General features: G+C 64.4%; 14 protein-coding genes. 3 read left to right on the plus strand and 11 right to left on the minus strand.

Annotation, left to right across the window (positions count from 1 at the left end):
* Positions 1 to 31 precede the first annotated feature (31 nt).
* The 8 genes from V3C40_RS09995 to V3C40_RS10030 form a co-directional block, all read right to left on the minus strand.
* Positions 32 to 1,057, minus strand: coding sequence for a succinylglutamate desuccinylase (locus tag V3C40_RS09995; RefSeq protein ID WP_331777313.1), 1,026 nt, complete (start codon positions 1,055 to 1,057; stop codon positions 32 to 34).
* The gene (locus V3C40_RS10000) at positions 1,054 to 5,784 is read right to left on the minus strand and encodes an NAD-glutamate dehydrogenase domain-containing protein (protein WP_331777314.1); all 4,731 of its coding nucleotides are present in this window, start codon (positions 5,782 to 5,784) and stop codon (positions 1,054 to 1,056) included. Before V3C40_RS10000 ends, V3C40_RS09995 begins: the two co-directional genes overlap by 4 nt.
* 151 nt (positions 5,785 to 5,935) lie before the next feature.
* Positions 5,936 to 7,276 (minus strand): N-succinylarginine dihydrolase, encoded by a 1,341-nt coding sequence (gene astB / locus V3C40_RS10005; protein ID WP_331777315.1) that lies wholly within the window; start codon positions 7,274 to 7,276, stop codon positions 5,936 to 5,938.
* Between the two features lie 11 nt (positions 7,277 to 7,287).
* A complete protein-coding gene (gene astD, locus V3C40_RS10010) occupies positions 7,288 to 8,778 on the minus strand; it encodes a succinylglutamate-semialdehyde dehydrogenase (protein ID WP_331777316.1) in 1,491 nt (496 codons plus the stop codon).
* A complete protein-coding gene (gene astA, locus V3C40_RS10015; protein ID WP_331777317.1) occupies positions 8,771 to 9,823 on the minus strand; it encodes an arginine N-succinyltransferase in 1,053 nt (350 codons plus the stop codon). The genes astD and astA overlap by 8 nt, the downstream gene beginning before the upstream one ends.
* A gap of 13 nt (positions 9,824 to 9,836) precedes the next feature.
* Positions 9,837 to 10,868: an arginine N-succinyltransferase gene (locus V3C40_RS10020; protein WP_331777318.1), complete on the minus strand. Its 1,032-nt coding sequence runs from the start codon at positions 10,866 to 10,868 to the stop codon at positions 9,837 to 9,839.
* A gap of 94 nt (positions 10,869 to 10,962) precedes the next feature.
* Positions 10,963 to 12,204, minus strand: a complete 1,242-nt coding sequence (astC, locus tag V3C40_RS10025) for an acetylornithine/succinylornithine family transaminase (RefSeq protein ID WP_034745535.1) — start codon at positions 12,202 to 12,204, stop codon at positions 10,963 to 10,965.
* Positions 12,205 to 12,344: 140 nt separating this feature from the next.
* On the minus strand, positions 12,345 to 13,289 hold the full coding sequence (locus V3C40_RS10030; RefSeq protein ID WP_070302836.1) for a GlxA family transcriptional regulator: 945 nt from the start codon (positions 13,287 to 13,289) through the stop codon (positions 12,345 to 12,347).
* Positions 13,290 to 13,420: 131 nt separating this feature from the next.
* On the opposite strand from V3C40_RS10030, the gene V3C40_RS10035 reads away from it, so the two are divergent.
* The 3 genes from V3C40_RS10035 (at position 13,421) to V3C40_RS10045 (ending at position 15,179) form a co-directional block, all read left to right on the plus strand.
* Positions 13,421 to 13,849: a MarR family winged helix-turn-helix transcriptional regulator gene (locus tag V3C40_RS10035; protein ID WP_034745529.1), complete on the plus strand. Its 429-nt coding sequence runs from the start codon at positions 13,421 to 13,423 to the stop codon at positions 13,847 to 13,849.
* Between the two features lie 45 nt (positions 13,850 to 13,894).
* Positions 13,895 to 14,179, plus strand: a complete 285-nt coding sequence (locus V3C40_RS10040) for a hypothetical protein (protein ID WP_034745526.1) — start codon at positions 13,895 to 13,897, stop codon at positions 14,177 to 14,179.
* A 151-nt stretch (positions 14,180 to 14,330) separates the two neighbouring features.
* Positions 14,331 to 15,179 carry an HDOD domain-containing protein gene (locus V3C40_RS10045; RefSeq protein ID WP_034745523.1) on the plus strand — a complete coding sequence of 283 codons (849 nt, stop codon included), beginning with the start codon at positions 14,331 to 14,333 and terminating at the stop codon, positions 15,177 to 15,179.
* A gap of 179 nt (positions 15,180 to 15,358) precedes the next feature.
* Here the strand turns inward: V3C40_RS10045 and V3C40_RS10050 are convergent, their stop codons facing one another.
* The 3 genes from V3C40_RS10050 to V3C40_RS10060 all read right to left on the minus strand — a co-directional run bounded on the left by V3C40_RS10050 (position 15,359) and on the right by V3C40_RS10060 (position 17,507).
* A complete protein-coding gene (locus V3C40_RS10050) occupies positions 15,359 to 15,985 on the minus strand; it encodes a glutathione S-transferase family protein (RefSeq protein ID WP_072457327.1) in 627 nt (208 codons plus the stop codon).
* 74 nt (positions 15,986 to 16,059) lie between these two features.
* Entirely contained in the window at positions 16,060 to 16,761 is a 702-nt protein-coding gene (locus V3C40_RS10055; protein ID WP_198521338.1) for a helix-turn-helix transcriptional regulator, read from the minus strand.
* The gene (locus V3C40_RS10060) at positions 16,758 to 17,507 is read right to left on the minus strand and encodes a hypothetical protein (protein WP_331777319.1); all 750 of its coding nucleotides are present in this window, start codon (positions 17,505 to 17,507) and stop codon (positions 16,758 to 16,760) included. The genes V3C40_RS10055 and V3C40_RS10060 overlap by 4 nt, the downstream gene beginning before the upstream one ends.
* Between the last annotated feature and the right edge of the window lies 1 nt (position 17,508).

Raw genomic sequence — 17,508 nt, forward strand, 5'->3', positions numbered from 1 at the left:
GCGCCTGTGAGACGAGACGATTACTGGACAATCAAGAGACGCGCACCACCATCAGCCCGGCGCGCAAGCCCACGCGCACGTCCGGGTTGGGAAACACCACCAGCTCTTCCGCGTGCTGCACCGTGTACACATGGTCGCCATCGCTGGCGATCACGGCGTGCTGCGGCAAGGACGTGAAATTCTGCGTGCTGCGGTCAAAAGCCATGCGGAATTCATCGCTGTGCTTGATGATTTCCTGCGCCACCTTGAACACGTGCGGCTGCACCTTGACGGGCTGCGCAGGCAAGCCGCGCAGCAAGCCATCGAGCGCCCGCGACACGTCGTCGAACAGGGACAAATCGTTCTGCCCCAGGGTGCCCACACGGCCCAGTTCCACCGTGCTGGCGGCCGCGCCGAAATGCTCGGCCGAATAATAACTGTACGTGCCGGCCGACTGCGGGTTCATGATGATGGCGCCGATGGCCGCCTGGCCCAGCCAATCGATCAGCTGTGCCTTGGCGTCGTCGGCCACCAGGTCCGGCACGATGGCAAACGTGGGGTACACGGACGGCCGGATGGCCGTGTGCAAATCCAGGTGCCAGCGCACTGGACCGGCCGCTGCAAAGAACGCTGTTGTCGCGGCGATCATTTCATCGGCGCGCGCGCTTTCCGCCGCCTGCGCCAGGCTGCCCCGTACGGGGCGGAACATGCGATTGAGGTCGGCGTCGATGAAACGCTTGCCGGCCCGGATCGCATCGACATTGCCCACGCAAACGAGCAAATCGACGGCCAGCTTCGATGCATCTCGCGACAAGGCGTCGAGCAGATGCGCCAGCACTTCGATCGGTCCCGTCTCGTCGCCATGCACACCCACCGAGACGGCCACGCTGGCGCGGCCTGCTCCCGGCTTGACGACCTGCAGCATGCCGGGCGCCGGCAAGGCCACCGTGAAGCCGGCGTTGGCGAACAGCTGCGCCACGCCGCTGAAATCGGCCTGCGCCAGCGCCTGCACGGCTGGCGGCAAGCCGCCAGCGCCCTGCACTACCGGTGTTACTACCTGGGTTACTTCTTGCGTCATTCCACCGCCGCTTCCGCTGGGGTTTTCGCCGTGATTTTATTCACGGCTTCCGACAAGGTCCACACGTCCAGCATGGCTTGTTCCAGTTCCGTCGCCGCCACATAGGCCGACAGACCCAGCGCGCCCGTCACGGCATCGACGGCCTGGCCCGCATTGCCTTGCTCGGCACGGGCCAGCACCTGCGTCAGCAGACGCTGTTGCGTGCGGCGCAGCGCTTGCTGCGCGTAGTTGCGCAACTGTTCCTGCGACTTGCCTTGCGCGGCCAGCTTCAGGCCACGCTCCAGGGTGTCGATACCCGCCTGGCTGCGCAGGGCCAGGCCCACTTGCAGGAAGGAAGCCAGGTCCATCGAAGCAGGACGCGGCACGGACAGGGCCGGGAACAGGAAGCCGGCGACGACTTCCAGCGCGTCGACCGCATCCCACGCCTGCACGAAGGCCGGCGTCAAGCCCGGCACCAGCGCCGCTTCCGACTTGATGCCGACGGCTTTCAGCAGCTCGCGCTTCGATTCCGCGCCAAACAAACCGGTCAGTTCGGCCAGGCCGGCGCCGCGCAACTGCTCGGCCGGCACCGACAAGACACCGGCGATCATCGTTTGCTGCAGCACGCGCGTTTGCGCATCGACCTTGATCGACACGTCGCGTGGAATCGTCAAGGCATCCGCATCGAGCGCGTCGAACACGGGCGCCAGGTTCAGCGCCACCCATGCCTGGCCCCAGGCCAGGATCACGGTCGATTCGTCCACGCCGTGTTCCGCCGCCAGGTTGCGGATCATCAGCGGGCCGCAGCGGTTGATCACTTCATTGGCCAGCACGGTCGCCAGGATGGCGTTGGCCAGCGGATGGTCGAGCGCCGAACGGGTTTCCACCAGCAACGATGGGAAGTACGGCTTGAGCACCGGCTCGGCCCACGTTTCGCCGGTCAGCGGCAAGGCGGACAGGATGCGCTTGAAGCGGTTCTTCACGTTGGCGATCACCACCGCCAGTTCCGGCGTCGTCAGGCCGCGACCGTCGGCTTTGCGGCGTGCCAGTTCGGCCACCGACGGCAGCTGCTCGAGATCGCGCGACAGCGCACCCTCTTCTTCCAGGCTGGCGATCAGGGCGGCATAGCCATCCTGCACGGCGCTCTCGCTTTGCGCCTGCAGCTCGCGCACCAGCAAATGCGTCTGTTGCGTGTTGTCGCGCAAGACCAGGCGCTCGACGTCATCCGTCATCGCATACAGCTCGCGGTTGCGTTCTTCTTCCGTCAGCTTGCCCGCATTCACTTCCACGTCCAGCCAGATTTTCACGTTCACTTCATGGTCCGAGCAATCCACGCCGGCCGAGTTGTCGATCGCATCGGTGAAGATGCGGCCACCGGCCAGCGCGAACTCGATACGGCCCGCCTGCGTCGCACCGAGATTGCCGCCTTCGGCCACGACTTTCACGCGCAGCTCATTGCCGCTGACGCGGATGTGGTCATTCGCGCGGTCCTTCACTTGCGCGTGGGTCTCCGTCGACGCCTTGATGTAGGTGCCAATGCCGCCGTTGTAGAACAGGTCCACGGGCGACTTCAGGATGCGGTGCATCAGTTCTTCCGGCGGCAGCGAGGTCTCGGCGATATCGAGCGCGGCGCGGATCTGCGGCGACAGTTCGATCGTGCGGGCGGTACGCGGATACACGCCGCCGCCTGCCGAGATCAGCTCCTTGTTGTAGTCGTCCCACGAAGAACGCGGCAAGGCGAACAGGCGCGCGCGTTCCTCGAACGAGACGGCGACGTCCGGTGTCGGGTCGAGGAAGATGTGGCGATGGTCGAACGCGGCCACCAGTTTCAGCTGACGCGACAGCAGTACGCCGTTGCCGAACACGTCGCCCGACATGTCGCCCACGCCGACCATGGTGATCGGGGTGGTATTGAGGTCGTGGTCCATTTCATAGAAGTGGCGCTTGACGGCTTCGAACGCGCCCTTGGCGGTGATGCCCAGTTTCTTGTGGTCGTAGCCGTTCGAGCCGCCCGAGGCGAACGCGTCGCCGAGCCAGAAACCGCGCTGCACGGCGATGCCGTTGGCGATGTCCGAGAACGTGGCCGTGCCCTTGTCGGCGGCCACCACGAGGTATGGATCGGCTTCATCGAAGCACACGGTGTCGACTGGCGGAACGATATTGCCCAGCGAACGGTTGTCCGTCACTTCCAGCAGGCTGGAAATGAACAGGCGGTAGACGGCTTCGCCTTCGGCCGCGATGGTTTCGCGCACGGCGTCCTTCGGCATCATCTTGCAGACAAAACCGCCCTTCGCGCCGGCCGGCACGATGACGGCATTCTTGACCATCTGCGCTTTCACCAGACCCAGGACTTCCGTGCGGTAGTCTTCCATGCGGTCGGACCAGCGCAAGCCGCCGCGGGCGACAGGACCGCCGCGCAGGTGCACGCCTTCGAAGCGGCGCGAGAAGACGAAAATCTCGCGGTAAGGACGCGGTTCCGGCACCAGCGCCAGGCTGCTGGTGTCGAACTTGAAGATGATCTTGTCGCCTTGTTGATTGTTCTGGAAGTAGCTGGTGCGCAGGGTGGCGGCCATCAGGTCGGCCAGCGCGCCGAGGATTTCCTCGGTATCGGCATGGTTCACGGAGGGCAGGCCGGCCTTGATGGCGGCGATGCTTTCCAGGGCTTGCGCATGCTGCGCGTCGGACAGCGAAGGATCGAAGCGCTGCAGGAACGCTTCCACCAGGGCTTTGACCTGGGCCGGCTGCTTGCGCAGGCTCTCGGCGATGTAGCGCACCGAGAAGCGGCTGCCCGTCTGGCGCCAGTAGCTGGTATAGGCGCGCACCAGTTGCACTTCGCGCGTCGACAAGCCGCCTTCGATGACGAGGCCATTCAAACGGCCATCTTCGGCCGTGTCGTTGAACAGGGCGGCAAACAATTCCTGCGCCACGGCGACGACGGATGGCTGTGCCAGTTTCGCCGCGCTGGCGGCATCAACCGTCAGGCTGGTGACGAAATGGCGCGTGCCGTCGGCCAGCGAAACGGAATACGCCTGTTCGCGGTCGATGGCCACGCCCGCATTGTGCAGGGCCGGCAAGATGGTCGACAGCGGCGGCACCTTGTTGGCCGAGTACAAACGGATGGTGGTGACGGCGCCCGTCTCGATGCGCACGGCCACGTGCGCCGGATCCGTGTTACGCAGGATGGTGTCGAGGTCGCGGAAGGCGACGGCCGGCGCGGTGGCGGCCACGTAATCAAGCGGTAAAGTAGCGCACAGTTTGCGCAGGCTGGTGCGCAGGGCCACGTCGGGCACGGCGTCGGCCACGGCGGCAAAACCGTTATGCCAGCCGTCGAGCACGCTCAGCAGCGGCTGTTCGATATCCGTTTCCAGGTCCAGCGGGTAGCGCGCGGCGTGGGCGATCAGGTAGACGCGCGCCAGAGGACCGTCGGCCACCAGGGTTTGCATGCTCACATGCGTGGCGCCGGAACTGGCTTGCAGGGCTTTTGCCAGGCTCGAAGCGACGCTGGCGCTGTAGCGCTCGCGCGGCAGGTAGACCAGCACGTTCAGGTGGCGCGCATACACGTCGCGGCGCGCGAAGACCTTGGTGCGCGGCTGCTTGTACAGCGAAACGACGGAACCGCACACTTGCGCCAGCCAGTCGAGATCCGCTTCCAGCGCTTCCGTGCGCGGCAAGGACTCAAGGATTTCGCGGAATTTCTCGGCGCGGAAGCCTTGCTGGCGCACGCCGGCCAGGCTCAAAACCTTGGCTACGCGGCCGCGCGCAAACGGCAGCGCCGCCAGCGGGGTGGAATTGCCTGCACGGGTGAACAGGCCGACGAAGCAATGCTCGCCCAGGATCGCGCCTTGCGCATCCATGTCGCGCACGCCGATGAAGTCCAGCTGCTGGTCGCGGTGCAAAGTGCCCGCCACGTCGGCCTTGACGATGGACAGCGCCGAATCGCGCTTGGCCAGGGTGTCGAAGTCGCCCGGGATATTCGCCAGGCAGGTGCCGTAGACGGGGTGCGCCGTATCCTGCAGCACACCGACGCGGCTAGGAATGTCGCGTTCCAGTTCGCGCACGCCCGGCTTGACGCGATAGTAGGCGTAGCCGAACACTTCAAAGCCGCCGCTGCGGGCCCACTCCAGGAAGGCTGCCACTTCCGCGCCTTCTTCGCCATGCTGCGATGCCGCCGTGGCAACGGCGGCCAGGCGCTCGCTCATGGCGGCGCTATCGCGGCGCACGACGGCCGCGTCACGCGCGACCGTCTCCAGGGCGGCGACCAGCGCGGCCTGGGCTTGCGGCGCCAGCTCTTCGTCGAGCAGCACCAGCACATACGATTCGAGCGGGTCGCCCGGCTGGCGCACCGCTTCGACGCTGCCGTCGGCGGCGCGGCGCACGGGCAGCACGGTGTTCATCACGCCACGCACGGCCAGGTGCTGGCGGCGCATGGCCATGACGATGGAGTCGACCAGGTAAGGCATGTCTTCGTTCAGGATCAGCAAGGCGCTCGCCATGCCGCCACGTCCATCCGCATAACGCAGGGTGGCGATCTGGCAGCCGTTGCCGGTGCGCTTGGCCGCTTGCGTGAAGCCGTCGACCAGCACGGGCGCCAGGCTGTCGGGCGCGATATCGGCCAGGTCTTCGGCGTCGAGCGAGTCGAGCCATGCCTGCACCAGCTGCACGACAGGCGCTGCCGCCTTGCCTGCATTGCCAGCCGCGTTAATCAACTCCAGCGTTTGTGTACGCAAATCTTGTGGCGTGTGATTCATCTTGCATCTCCATTACGGTAATGTGAATGTCCAACGCTGTCGTTCGGGCTTGTGGCTGGGCGGCAGCGGTGTCAAGAGACGGGGGTCGCCCGTCCAATTCTGTCTGTGCTACGGATAGTTGTCTCGGATGTTCTGTGTGTTTTTCTATCGCCTACAAGTCGTACAATCCAGGTAAGTTGAGGATGATCGTCAATTCTTCAAGCGCCGCATGCACTTCCAGCGCCAGCTGCGGATCGGCCAGGTCGCCCGGCTCCAGATGGTCGCGGTAGTGTTTTTCCACCCACTGCACCAGCCGATGGTACAGCGTTTCCGTCATGATCACGCCCTGGTGCATGGCGCGCGCCTCGGTTTCCGTCAGCGCCACGCGCAAACGCAGGCAGGCGGGCCCGCCGCCGTTGCGCATGCTCTGGCGCAGGTCGAAATGAATCAGTTCATCGATGGGTCCACCGCTGGCCACCAGGCCTTCCAGGTAGCGCGACACGGCGCGGTTTTCCTGGCATTCCTGCGGTATCACCAGCGCCATCTTGCCGCCCTCTTTCGTCAGCAACTGGCTGTTGAACAGATAGCTGGTCACCGCATCCTGGATCGGCACCTGGCCCGTGTCCACGCGCAGCGCGTCCAGTTGCGCACCCGTGGCGGCGACGGCGCGGCGCAACTGCGACAAGCTTGCTTCTTCATCGGCAAACGCCTGCTCGTGATAGAACAGCACATTGCCATTGCCGACGGCGATGACGTCGTTATGGAACACGCCCTGGTCGATCACGTCCGGATTCTGCTGCACGTACACGGTGCGCTTCGCGTCCAGGCCATGCAATCGCGCCACGGCTTGCGACGCTTCCAGGGTCTGGCGCGCCGGGTAGCGCTTCGGCGATGGCGCGGACGGGTCGAACTCCACGCGACCATACACGAACAATTCCACCGATGGCGCGCCGTGGCTGGCGCCAAGGCGCGTGTGGTTGGCCGCGCCCTCGTCGCCGAAGGCCGGTGTCGACGGCAGCGCACCGTGCACGGCGAAGTGCTTGTCGTCGCTGAAAATGGCGCGCAGGCTGCGCGCCGACTGCGCGTGCTCGAAGGCGCGGTGCAGCTTGTTATTCAGGTTGGCGGCCGTGAAATGCACGCGGCCATCTTGCGTGTCCGCCGACGGGCTGACCGTGGCGGCATTCGCCGTCCACATGGGCGAGGCGGAATACGCGCAGGCCAGAATCACCGGGGATTCCTTGTAGGCGCGCGCCAGCACCTCGGCGTCCGTGCCCGTGAAACCGATGGAGCGCAGCAGGCGGAAATTCGGCCGGTCCTGCGGCGGCAGCAATGCTTGCGCAAAGCCGCGCGCGGCCAGGGCGCGCATCTTCGCCAGGCCCTGCAAGGCGGCCTGCTTCGGATTCGAAGTGCTTTTCACATTGCTGAACGAGGCCACATTACCGAACGAGAGTCCCGCATAGTTATGCGATGGCCCGACCAGGCCGTCAAAATTGTATTCACGCGTGCTGTGCATGGGGAGTTTCCTTAAAAATTCAGGCCGGGCGACAGCTTGGCCGGCATTTCCAGCGCGCTGTTCTCGATCGAGGCGACCGGGTAGGCGCAATAGTCAGCCGCGTAATACGCGCTCGGACGGTGGTTTCCCGACTTGCCGATGCCGCCAAACGGCGCCGTGCTGGCCGCGCCCGTGGTCGGACGGTTCCAGTTGACGATGCCGGCGCGCGCGCGCGTCTGGAACGTTTGCCACAGGGCGGGATCGTCGGACAACAGCGCTGCTGCCAGGCCGAATTCCGTGGCGTTGGCCACCTTCAGGGCCGCATTGAAATCGGCCACGCGGACCACTTGCAGCAGTGGGCCGAACCACTCTTCGTCGGGAATGCCGGCAGCACTAGTCACGTCGACGATGCCGGCCGTCACAAAGCCCGCCTCGGGATTCAACTGGCGCATCTGCAGCAAGGTGGTACCGCCCTTGGCGACCATGTCCGCCTGCGCCTGCACCAGGCGTTTTGCCACGGCACTCGATACCACTGGGCCCATGAACGGCTGCGGCTGGGCGTCGGACGCGCCGATACCCAGTTTCGCGGCCACTTCCACCAGGCGCGCCACAAAAGCGGCACCAGCGGCGTTATCCTGCACCACCAGGCGGCGCGCGCAGGTGCAGCGCTGGCCGGCCGACACAAAGGCGGAGAAGATCGCGTGGTGCACGGCCGCGTCGACGTTCTTGACGTCCCACACGACGAGGGCGTTGTTGCCGCCCATTTCCAGCGCCAGCATCTTGCCCGGCTGGCCGCCGAACTGGCGATGCAGGCTGATGCCCGTCTGGCACGAACCCGTAAACAGCACGCCGTCGAGATGCGGATTGGCACCCAGGGCCACGCCCGTGTCGCGTCCGCCGTTGACGAGGTTGACGACGCCATCCGGCAAGCCGGCCTGTTGCCACAGCTGCACGGTTTTGATGGCCGTGCGCGGCGCATATTCGCTGGGCTTGAAGACGATGGTGTTACCGGCGATCAGGGCCGGCACGATGTGGCCGTTGGGCAGATGGCCGGGGAAATTGTACGGACCGAACACGCCGAACACGCCATGCGGACGGTGGCGCAGCACGGCGTCGCCATCGGCGATCTTGCTTTGCGTGATACCCGTGCGCGCGTTGTACGACTGCACCGAGATATCGATCTTGTTGGCCATGGTGGCCACTTCCGTGCGCGACTCCCACAGCGGCTTGCCCACTTCTTCCGAGATCAGCAGCGCCAGCGCTTCCGCATGTTCCTTCAGCAGTTCGCGAAAGCGCACGCAGATGGCGATGCGCTCTTCGACGGGCGTATCGGCCCATGCTTCAAAGGCGGCGCGCGCGGCCTGGCAAGCCTGCTCGACTTCGTTCTCCGTCGCTTCCAGGCTGGCCCAGGTCTGCTTGCCGTTCGACGGATCGATGGTGACCAGTTCACGGCCCGTGCCTGGCAGCCAGGCGCCGTTGATGAAGTTCGATGCTGCGCTAGATGGATTCAATACGTTAGACATGGGGATGCTTCCTCGGGTTGAGTGACAAGGTGCGCACGGTGTCGCCGTGATGGCAGCGCAGCAGATGCAGTTCATCGTCATCGAGCGCGATCTTGCCGCTGTGCGGATTGGCGCTGGTGACGATCATGCGAAAATCTTTCAGGTCGGTGTTCGACACCAGGTAAGGCTCGGCCTGGGACGCGTCGCCGCACACTTCCGGCGCAGCGTCGGCGTCGAGCACGGCCGGCATGCTGTCGCGCATGGCGCGCAGTTCGGAGACGCGCGCCTGCAGCACGGGACCGGCGTCGAAAATGTCGACATAGCCTTCGAAGTGCAAGCCTTCCTGTTCCAGCAGGCGGCGCGCGGGCGCCGTGCTCAGATGCACCTTGCCGATGACTTCCTGCGCCTCGTCGGGCAGGTAGGCCACGTACATGGGCTGGCGCGGCATCAGTTCGGCGATGAACGATTTTTTACCCAGGCTCGTCAAATCGTCGACGTGGTGGAAATCCATCTTGAAGAAATGGCGGCCCAGGCCTTCATAGAACGGCGAGCTGCCGTCCGGCGCCTGGTAGCCGCGCATTTCCGCGATCAGCTTTTCCGTGAACAGCTGCGGGAACTGGGCGATGAACAGGAAACGGCTTTTCGACAGCAGCTTGCCGTTGTTGCCGCTGCGGTAATCGGGGTGCAGAAACAGCGAGCACAGTTCCGTGCTGCCCGTCAGGTCGTTCGACAGGTACAAGGTTTCCATGCGCGTAAACACGTCGAGCTCGCGGCTGGAATGGACCAGGGTGCCGATACGGTAGTTATAGAACGGTTCTTCCAGGCCCACGGCGCCCTTGATGGCGCACACGCCAGCCAGGCGACCCGTATCGGTATCCTCCATGACGAACATGTAGTCGCGCTTTTCGGGCGGGATGGTTTCGGCGAACGAAGCGCAGGCGATGGCCAGGCGGTCGCCCAGCATTTTCATGTCCGGCTTGAGGGTGGTCATACCGGTGCCGACCTGGCTGGCCAGGCCATACAGGGCATCGAGGTCATTGGCGTTGATGGCGCGTACTACTAGCATAAAATTGACTCCCTTAGATACGCACGCAAATGACGCTGTCGCCTTCGGCCACGGCCAGCGCCTCGAGCAGGTCGGCCGGCAAACCGATGGTGTCCTGCGCTTCGAGCGCATCGCAGGCAAAGGTCACGGCGCGGAAATTGCGCTCGGCGCCGGAAGCGACCGCATAATTGACTTTCAGGCCCGTGCGGCTGGGCGTGACGCCGGCGACGACGCGGCGCGTGAGCGAGCCCGTAAACGAGCGCAGCGCATGCTTGTGCGCCTGCAGGATCGGACCGCCATCGAAGATGTCGATGTAATCGTCGGCTTCAAAGCCTTCTTCCGTCAGCAGATTGAACGCCAGTTCGCCGCTCGGGTGGATCTGGCCCATGGCCGCCTGCGCGTCGCCGGGCAGCAGCGGCACGTACACGGGGTAATGCGGCATCAGTTCGACGATCAGGGTGCGGTTGCGCGCACCGCCGATGACTTTTTCGGCATCGAGGAAATCCATCTGGAAGAACTTGCGGCCCAGCGCATCCCAGAACGGCGACTGGCCATTGGCGTCCGTGATGCCGGCCAGCGGCACGAAGAAGCGGTCGCCGAAACGGTGCGGCGCCAGCACGGCGAACAGCAGCCGCGCGCGCGACAGCAGGGCCGCTTCCAGGCCCGCCTGCTCCATGTTGCGCACATAGAAGCCGGACAGCTGCGAGTACGCCGTCAGCTCCGAGCACAGGGTCAGCGCATGCACGCTGTGGCTGATGTTCAGGTCGCGCGAGACTTGCTGGATGACGTCGTTGCGGAAGGAAAAATAGGTGCCGTTCGAGCCGGCCGAGGCGAAGATGGCGGCCGTACCAAAGATGCTCTTGTCGAGCAGTGATTCAAGCACGAAGAGATACGACTCTTCGCTGGGGATGTCGACATGGGCGGCAAACGAGGCGATGGAGCGCTCGACGGAGGCGGCGATTTTTTCGCGCGTCTTCGGCAGGGTATGGACACCCGGCATGGTGACTGCGGCCAGCGCTTCGAGGGCTGCAATATCCGCAATTTCTACCGGACGGACAACATACATGGGTACTCCTTCAATGCTGACGATGCTGGGGTAGAACCAAGCCGGCCCGCAGCAAAGCGGCGGGCCGGTGATCAAACAGGGAGCGGGGCTAGCTTCAGGCTTTCAGCATGCCGTCGATGGCGGCGCGCAGCAGACGACCCGCTTCGGCGATCTGCTCGTCCGAGACGATCAGGGCCGGCGCCAGGCGCACCACGTCCATGCCGGCGATCAGCACCATCAAGCCTTGCGCTTCGGCCGCTTTCTGGATGTCTTTCGCGCGGCCTTTGTAGGCATCGGTGACGACCAGGCCCAGCAGCAAACCGCTGCCGCGCACGATGGAGAACACTTGCGGGTAATCGGTGATCAAGCCTTGCAGCATGGCGATGGTGTTGACGCTCGCTTCTTTCACGCGCGCCAGGAATGCCGGCGTGTTGATCGTGTCCAGCACGGTCAAGGCCACGGTGGCGGCCAGCGGGTTGCCGCCGTAGGTGGTGCCGTGGGTACCGACGGCCAAGGTCTGCGCCAGTTCATTCGTGGTCAGCATGGCGCCGATCGGATAGCCGTTGCCCAGGGCCTTGGCGGCAGTCAGGATGTCCGGCGTGACGCCGTAGCCCATGTAGGCGAACAAGGCGCCGGTGCGGCCCATGCCGCTCTGGACTTCGTCGAAAATCAGCAGGGCGCCCGTCTTGTCGCACAAGGCGCGCAGCTCCTTGAGGAACTCCGGATTGCCCGGCACCACGCCGCCTTCGCCTTGTACCGGCTCGACGATCACGGCGCACACGTCATCGCCGATGGCGGCGCGCGCCGCTTCGATGTCGTTGTAGGCGATGTGGTCGATCGATGGCGGCAGCGGCTCGAAGCCTTCCGTGTACTTGGCCTGACCGCCGACGGACACCGTAAACAGGGTGCGGCCGTGGAAGGAGCTGAAGCACGAGATGATGCGCGACTTGTGCGCGCCGAACTTGGTGTGCGCGTATTTGCGCGCCAGCTTCAGGGCCGCTTCGTTGGCTTCCGCACCCGAGTTGCAGAAGAAGGCGCGGTCGGCGAAGGTCGCTTCCGTCAACGCCAGCGCCAGGCGCAGGACAGGCTCGTTGGTGTAGCCGTTGCCCAAATGCCACAAATTATTGATTTGCTTGGTCAGCACGTCGACCAGCGCAGGATGGCAGTGACCGAGGCTGTTGACGGCGATGCCGGAGGTGAAATCGAGGTAATGCTTGCCTGACTGGTCCCACAGATCCAGTCCGGAACCGCGCACGGGCACCATGGCTGCAGGGGCGTAGGTAGGAACGAGGACCTGGTCAAAGGTTTCCCGGGTGACTGGACGAGCCGTTACGGTCGAATCAAGCTTGGCATTCATAGCATTTCCCCATCAATATGTTAGGTACTCCGCAGCTACGACAGCTACGTGTGTACTGCATTATAAAAAGCGGGATGCTAAAACTCTTTTGAATCTGCGACAAGGATTTTCACAATTCATCACAGCCGGGCTTGCTTTAATCACGCAGGCGGCATCAGCTTTCTTTGCCGCTCTTCCCGGGGCGTATTGCCAAACAGGGTGCCAAAGGCCGTGGAAAAGTGCGAGCCCGAGGAAAAGCCGCACATCAGGCCAACTTGCACAATGGAATAATGTGTATCGAGCAACAGTTGCCGTGAGCGCCGCAGGCGCAGCTCCAGGTAGTAGCGCGATGGCAGGCTGCCCAGGTATTGCTTGAACAGCCGCTCGAGTTGGCGCCGCGACAGGCCCACCAGGCTGGCGATATCGTCGGTCGACAGCGGTTCCTCGATATTGGCTTCCATCAAGGTCACCGCTTCGGACAATTTCGGCTGCAGCACGCCGAAACGCGCCTGCAGGGCCACCCTCTGGCGCTCTTCCTTGCCGCGCACCTTGTCCACGCACAGCGCTTCCTTGACGAGCGCCTGCACGTCGGCGCCAAAAATGGTCTCGATCAGGGTCAGCGAAAAATCGATGCTGGCCGCGCCGCCGCAGCAGGTGATGTGCGGGCCGTCGATGTCGAACAGGTGCGGCGTCAGGATGGCCCGTTCGGCCTTCGCTTCCGCATCGGCATACAGGGCCCACGGCAAGGCGATGCGCACGCCATCCATGACGCCCGCGCCAGCCAGCCACAGCACGGCCGCGCCCACGCCGCCCCAGAACGGCGCCGAACGGCAGCGTTCGATCACGGCCCGGCACAGCTCGGCGCGCAGCGGCGCCTCCGTCTCATCGGCCACCAGCAGCGCGATATGCCAGTTGCCGCCCTGCGCGGCCACCTGTTCCGGCGTGCGCACGTCCAGTTGCAGGGCGTCCGGCCCCAGCGCCCGCGCGCACAGGCGCAGCGGCTGTACCAAGCCGGCCCAGGTAATCGACTCTGCGTCGCCGGCATGGACCAGCAGCAAACGCAGCGGTTTGTCGAGGCCGATACGGGAAAGATTAGCGAAGGACATCGGCGAGGCGGACCAAGGGCAAGGGCTGAGTTGCCCACATGATACCGGACTTCCGCCCCGTCGCGCCCCTCATGCAAGGGCGCATCCCGGCGCGGCGGAAAAAAGCGGAGCGGAAGGATATAATCACCCCCATGGGTGAACGATATTTAAAAAGTATCCGGCTGCTGGCCGAATGCATGCAAGGCTTCGAGCGGTTTTCTGGCGACTTCGTGCGCCAGTACGGCTTGACGCATGCGCAATTCGACATCATTGCCACGCTCGGCAACACCCGCGGCATGTCCTACAAGGAACTGGGCCAGAAAACCCTGATTACCAAGGGTACTTTGACGGGCGTGGTGGACCGGCTGGAACAGAAGGGGCTGGTGATACGCGAACGTTGTCCACGCGACAAGCGTTCCTATTACGTGCGCCTGAGCTGCGAGGGCGAACAGGTGTTCCATGACGTGTTCCCCAAGCTGACAACGCAGGGCCAGCGCCTGTTCGACGGCTATACCGAAGACGATTTCATACGTCTGGAAAGCACCCTGGCGGGACTGAAACAGGCCATCGCCAACGGCTGACCATACACCAGGCACCGACATTCAAACAAGACAAAGGAAACCAAGTTGAAAACCTCACTGCTCGAAGGCAAAAAGCCTGCTCATTTCGATAAACACATCATCGGCAACCTGCTGCTCAACGCCAGCACGCCGGAACTGGTGCGCCAGGAAAAACTGATCATCGGCGTGCGCAACGAAGACGGCGAAATCTATCGCCTGATCGGCGCCACCAAGCACAACAGCTTCATGAACGCCGTCGAGGAATTGTTCGACCTGGGCTTGACCGATGAGCTGGAAGACAGCGATGAGCTCGTTGAAGGCTGCGACGCGATATTTAGCGAAGCAGACTGATAACGCTCGCGTTATCAAAAGAGGCATGCCGCCGATACCGGGGCATGCCTTTTTCCGTTTACGGGGCTTTGCTTGCCTTTTGCTAAGCTGTTTGCGAAAAGATCATGGTTAAAAAGTTCCGTACGGAAATATTGCGAGTATAATTTTTTCAATGAACAGACTCGACGCCTTTAAAAGCATCGCCGCACAAGCCGCTCGTGGCGAGCTGACCTTTCCTGCCAATGTGGACGCTTCGCTCAAGCTGCAAGAGGCGCTGGCCGATCCCGACTGCCATATCGAGGCCGCCGCCAAACTGGTGCAGGCTGACCCGCTGCTGGCCGCGCGCACGGTGGCCATCGCCAATTCCGTGGCGTTCAACCGTTCCGGCAATGAAATCACCAGCGTCCGCAACGCCGTGCAGCGGCTAGGCGTGCGTACCCTGCAGTCGGTGGTGGCATCGCTGATCGTGCGCCAGCTGGGCAGCACCATTACCGATCCCGTGCTGCAAGCGAAGGCCAACCAGCTGTGGGAGCATACGGCCCACGTGGCGGCCCTGTCGCAGGTATTGGCCCGCCGCGTCACCAAGGTGGACCCCGATACGGCCCTGTTTGCCGGCATCATGCATGAAGTGGGCGGCTTTTATCTGCTGTCGCGCGCGGCCGAATTCCCCGGCATCCTCGACGGCGAACCGGAAGACTGGGTCGAACATGGCGAACAGGCCATCGGCCACGGTGTCCTGGCCAAACTGAAGGTACCGGAAGCGGTCAGGGGCGCCATCGATGCGCTGTGGGAAGGCTTGCGCGCCATCCCCCCCGAATCGCTGGGCGACACCCTGCTTCTGGCAAATGACCTGGCGCCCGTCTCGTCACCGCTCAATGAAAGCCCGGCCGCCATCGCCGTGCGGGCCGCCCGCGCCGCGCGCAGCATCGATTGCCTGATCGGCGACGATGCGACCTTGTCGAGCATCATGGAAGAATCGGATGATGAAGTGCAATCGCTGCTGAAGGTACTCGTGCACTAGGCTGCCTGCCGTACCGGATGCGAGCACTCACTATCAGTGCCAGGCTTCCATAGCGGCAAACAAAAAAAACCCGCTCGAAAGCGGGTAAAGTCCAAAGCTAGGGATGTCCTGAAAGAGACAGCCCTATCTTATGCGCTGTGCCGCGCCAGCTCCGTGCGCTGGCTCACTTAGCGCACACATTATCCCGGCAACAGTTCCACGTCCGTTTCCTGCCAGGCGCGCAGCTGGCGCACGCGGGCAAACCACGCCTGGATGTGCTGGTATTGCGCCAGCGGCAAGCGCACGGCCTCGCTGTACATCAGCGGCGCGGCGACGGCGAACTCGGCCAGGGTCAAGGCATCGCCGCAGAGCCACTCACGCTGCGCCAGATGCGCATCCAGCACCACGGCACAGGCATGCAGTTCGTGCTCGCCGCGCGCCTCTTCCAGCGGGTCCGCTGGACCATTGCCCGTCATGCCTTTCCAGGCGCGTTCCCAGGCCAGCACGCTGATGGCGGGCGCAAAGTGCTGCGCGGCCCAGAACAGCCAGCGGTTGACGTCGGCGCGCGCTTGCGGCGCCTGCGGGTAAATCGTCTGGCCCGGCACCTGCTCGGCCAGGTATTGCATGATGGCGCACGATTCCCACAGCAGGAAATCGCCATCGGCCAGCACGGGCACTTTGCCGTTCGGGTTCAGTTCGGCCAGGCGGCGGCGATCGTCCGCATTCATCAGGTCGACTTCGGCCAGCTCCAGAGGCAGGCCGAGGTGGATCGCCGTCATCAGGGCACGGCGGGCATTCGAAGACATGGGGTGGTGGTACAGGCGCATGATGGATAGCTCCGGTGAGTGAGGAAGCCACCATCGTAGTCGCCGTCACTGACAGTTTTTGTCAGGAGCGAATGTCAGGATTCCGGGTCGATATCGTGCGCCTTGCGCCAGGCATCGAGCAGTACATGGCGCCGCGTGGGATAGCGCTCCGCATGCTGCCGCACGTCGGCGATGCGGTCGATGCGGAAATGCCGGTAATCGCCGCGCAACTCGCACCAGGCGGCCAGCAGGCGCTTGCCTTCGAAAAAAGCCAGGGCGAAAGGCCACACCGTGCGCGAAGTGGCGCTGCCATGCTCATCCTGATAGGCGAGCGTGAGCTTCTGTTCGTAGCGGATCGCCTCGCGCACGGGCTGCACGTAACGGTCGGCCGGCTGCGTGCCATCGGCGGGACGCCCCAGCGGCACCCACAAGCTGGTCTCGGCCATGCTGTCGCGCAGGTCGCGCGGCGACGCGGCCGCGATCTTGGCCAGGGCATTGCTGGCCGCCTGCGCCAGGCCCGCATCGCCCTGCCGGCGCACCCAGCGCGCGCCCAGCACCAGCGCTTCCAGTTCATCGGGACCGAACATCAGCGGCGGCAGGAATGCGCCGCGGCGCAGCACATAGCCGATACCGGCCTCGCCCTGCAGGGGCGCGCCCAGTTCGGCCAGGGTCTGGATATCGCGGTAAATCGTGCGTTCGGAAACACCGAGCTGCTGCGCCAGCTGGGCCGCCGTGACGGGCACGCGCCTGGCGCGCATGGCGTCCATCAGCAGGAATAAACGGCCGCTGCGGCTCATGGACAGGCCTGCAAGGCCTGGTCGCCCATGACGAGGGCCGACAGGGCCGGCACGTACAGATAGCCGTCGGGCGCCAGGCGCGCCGCGCGCGTCCCCTCTTGCACGCCGGCCATGCCATAGCAGCGCTGCAGGCGGGCGGCAGCCGGCCACCAGTAGACGGCCGCCTCCTGGTCGGGAAAGCGCTGGCGCACGCTATCGGCCTGCGCCGCCACTTGCCGGAAGTCGCGGTAAAAGGCGGGGGCGATGCCCAGCTCCGCGGCAAACGCCGATTCCTGCGCCGCCGTCTCCGCCAAGCGGGCCGCCAGCGCCACCGTTTCGCTGTCCAGGTCCTCGGCCGCCACGCCAGCTTCAACCAGGGTGCGCCGCATCTGCGCCTGGTCGACCTGCGCGCGCAGGAAAGCCGATTCCTGCAGCGCCAGCACGGCGCCGTCGGGTATGCTTTTATGCCGCGCGGCCGGGAACACATACAGGGCGCAGCTACCGGCGCACACGGTGTCGATGGCGAGACGCCATTGCCGCTGGCGCAGATAGCGGCCCAGCTGCATCGCCGCCTGCGGGTCGCCAGCATCGCTATTGACGCGCAACAGCGCGGTGCCCGGCGTAGCCAGCAGCCGCAGCTTGTCCACGTCGCCCTCGGCAATCGGGCCGCGCATGGCGATGCTGGCGGCATCGGCACGGCTGAAATCGGCGGCGTCGGCCAGCGCCGTCACGCCTGCCATCAGGCCTACCCATAAAAAACGCTTCATC

This window comes from Janthinobacterium sp. LS2A, from assembly GCF_036543145.1.
In the GTDB taxonomy this organism is placed as follows: Bacteria; Pseudomonadota; Gammaproteobacteria; order Burkholderiales; family Burkholderiaceae_D; genus Janthinobacterium; species Janthinobacterium aestuarii.

Excerpts from the sequence above, each read along its gene's own strand:
- V3C40_RS09995 (WP_331777313.1), bottom strand. The coding sequence starts at position 1,057 with ATGACGCAAGAAGTAACCCAGGTAGTAACACCGGTAGTGCAGGGCGCT.
- V3C40_RS10000 (WP_331777314.1), bottom strand. The coding sequence starts at position 5,784 with ATGAATCACACGCCACAAGATTTGCGTACACAAACGCTGGAGTTGATT.
- astB (WP_331777315.1), bottom strand. The coding sequence starts at position 7,276 with ATGCACAGCACGCGTGAATACAATTTTGACGGCCTGGTCGGGCCATCG.
- astD (WP_331777316.1), bottom strand. The coding sequence starts at position 8,778 with ATGTCTAACGTATTGAATCCATCTAGCGCAGCATCGAACTTCATCAAC.
- astA (WP_331777317.1), bottom strand. The coding sequence starts at position 9,823 with ATGCTAGTAGTACGCGCCATCAACGCCAATGACCTCGATGCCCTGTAT.
- V3C40_RS10020 (WP_331777318.1), bottom strand. The coding sequence starts at position 10,868 with ATGTATGTTGTCCGTCCGGTAGAAATTGCGGATATTGCAGCCCTCGAA.
- astC (WP_034745535.1), bottom strand. The coding sequence starts at position 12,204 with ATGAATGCCAAGCTTGATTCGACCGTAACGGCTCGTCCAGTCACCCGG.
- V3C40_RS10030 (WP_070302836.1), bottom strand. The coding sequence starts at position 13,289 with ATGTCCTTCGCTAATCTTTCCCGTATCGGCCTCGACAAACCGCTGCGT.
- V3C40_RS10035 (WP_034745529.1), top strand. The coding sequence starts at position 13,421 with ATGGGTGAACGATATTTAAAAAGTATCCGGCTGCTGGCCGAATGCATG.
- V3C40_RS10045 (WP_034745523.1), top strand. The coding sequence starts at position 14,331 with ATGAACAGACTCGACGCCTTTAAAAGCATCGCCGCACAAGCCGCTCGT.
- V3C40_RS10050 (WP_072457327.1), bottom strand. The coding sequence starts at position 15,985 with ATGCGCCTGTACCACCACCCCATGTCTTCGAATGCCCGCCGTGCCCTG.
- V3C40_RS10055 (WP_198521338.1), bottom strand. The coding sequence starts at position 16,761 with ATGAGCCGCAGCGGCCGTTTATTCCTGCTGATGGACGCCATGCGCGCC.
- V3C40_RS10060 (WP_331777319.1), bottom strand. The coding sequence starts at position 17,507 with ATGAAGCGTTTTTTATGGGTAGGCCTGATGGCAGGCGTGACGGCGCTG.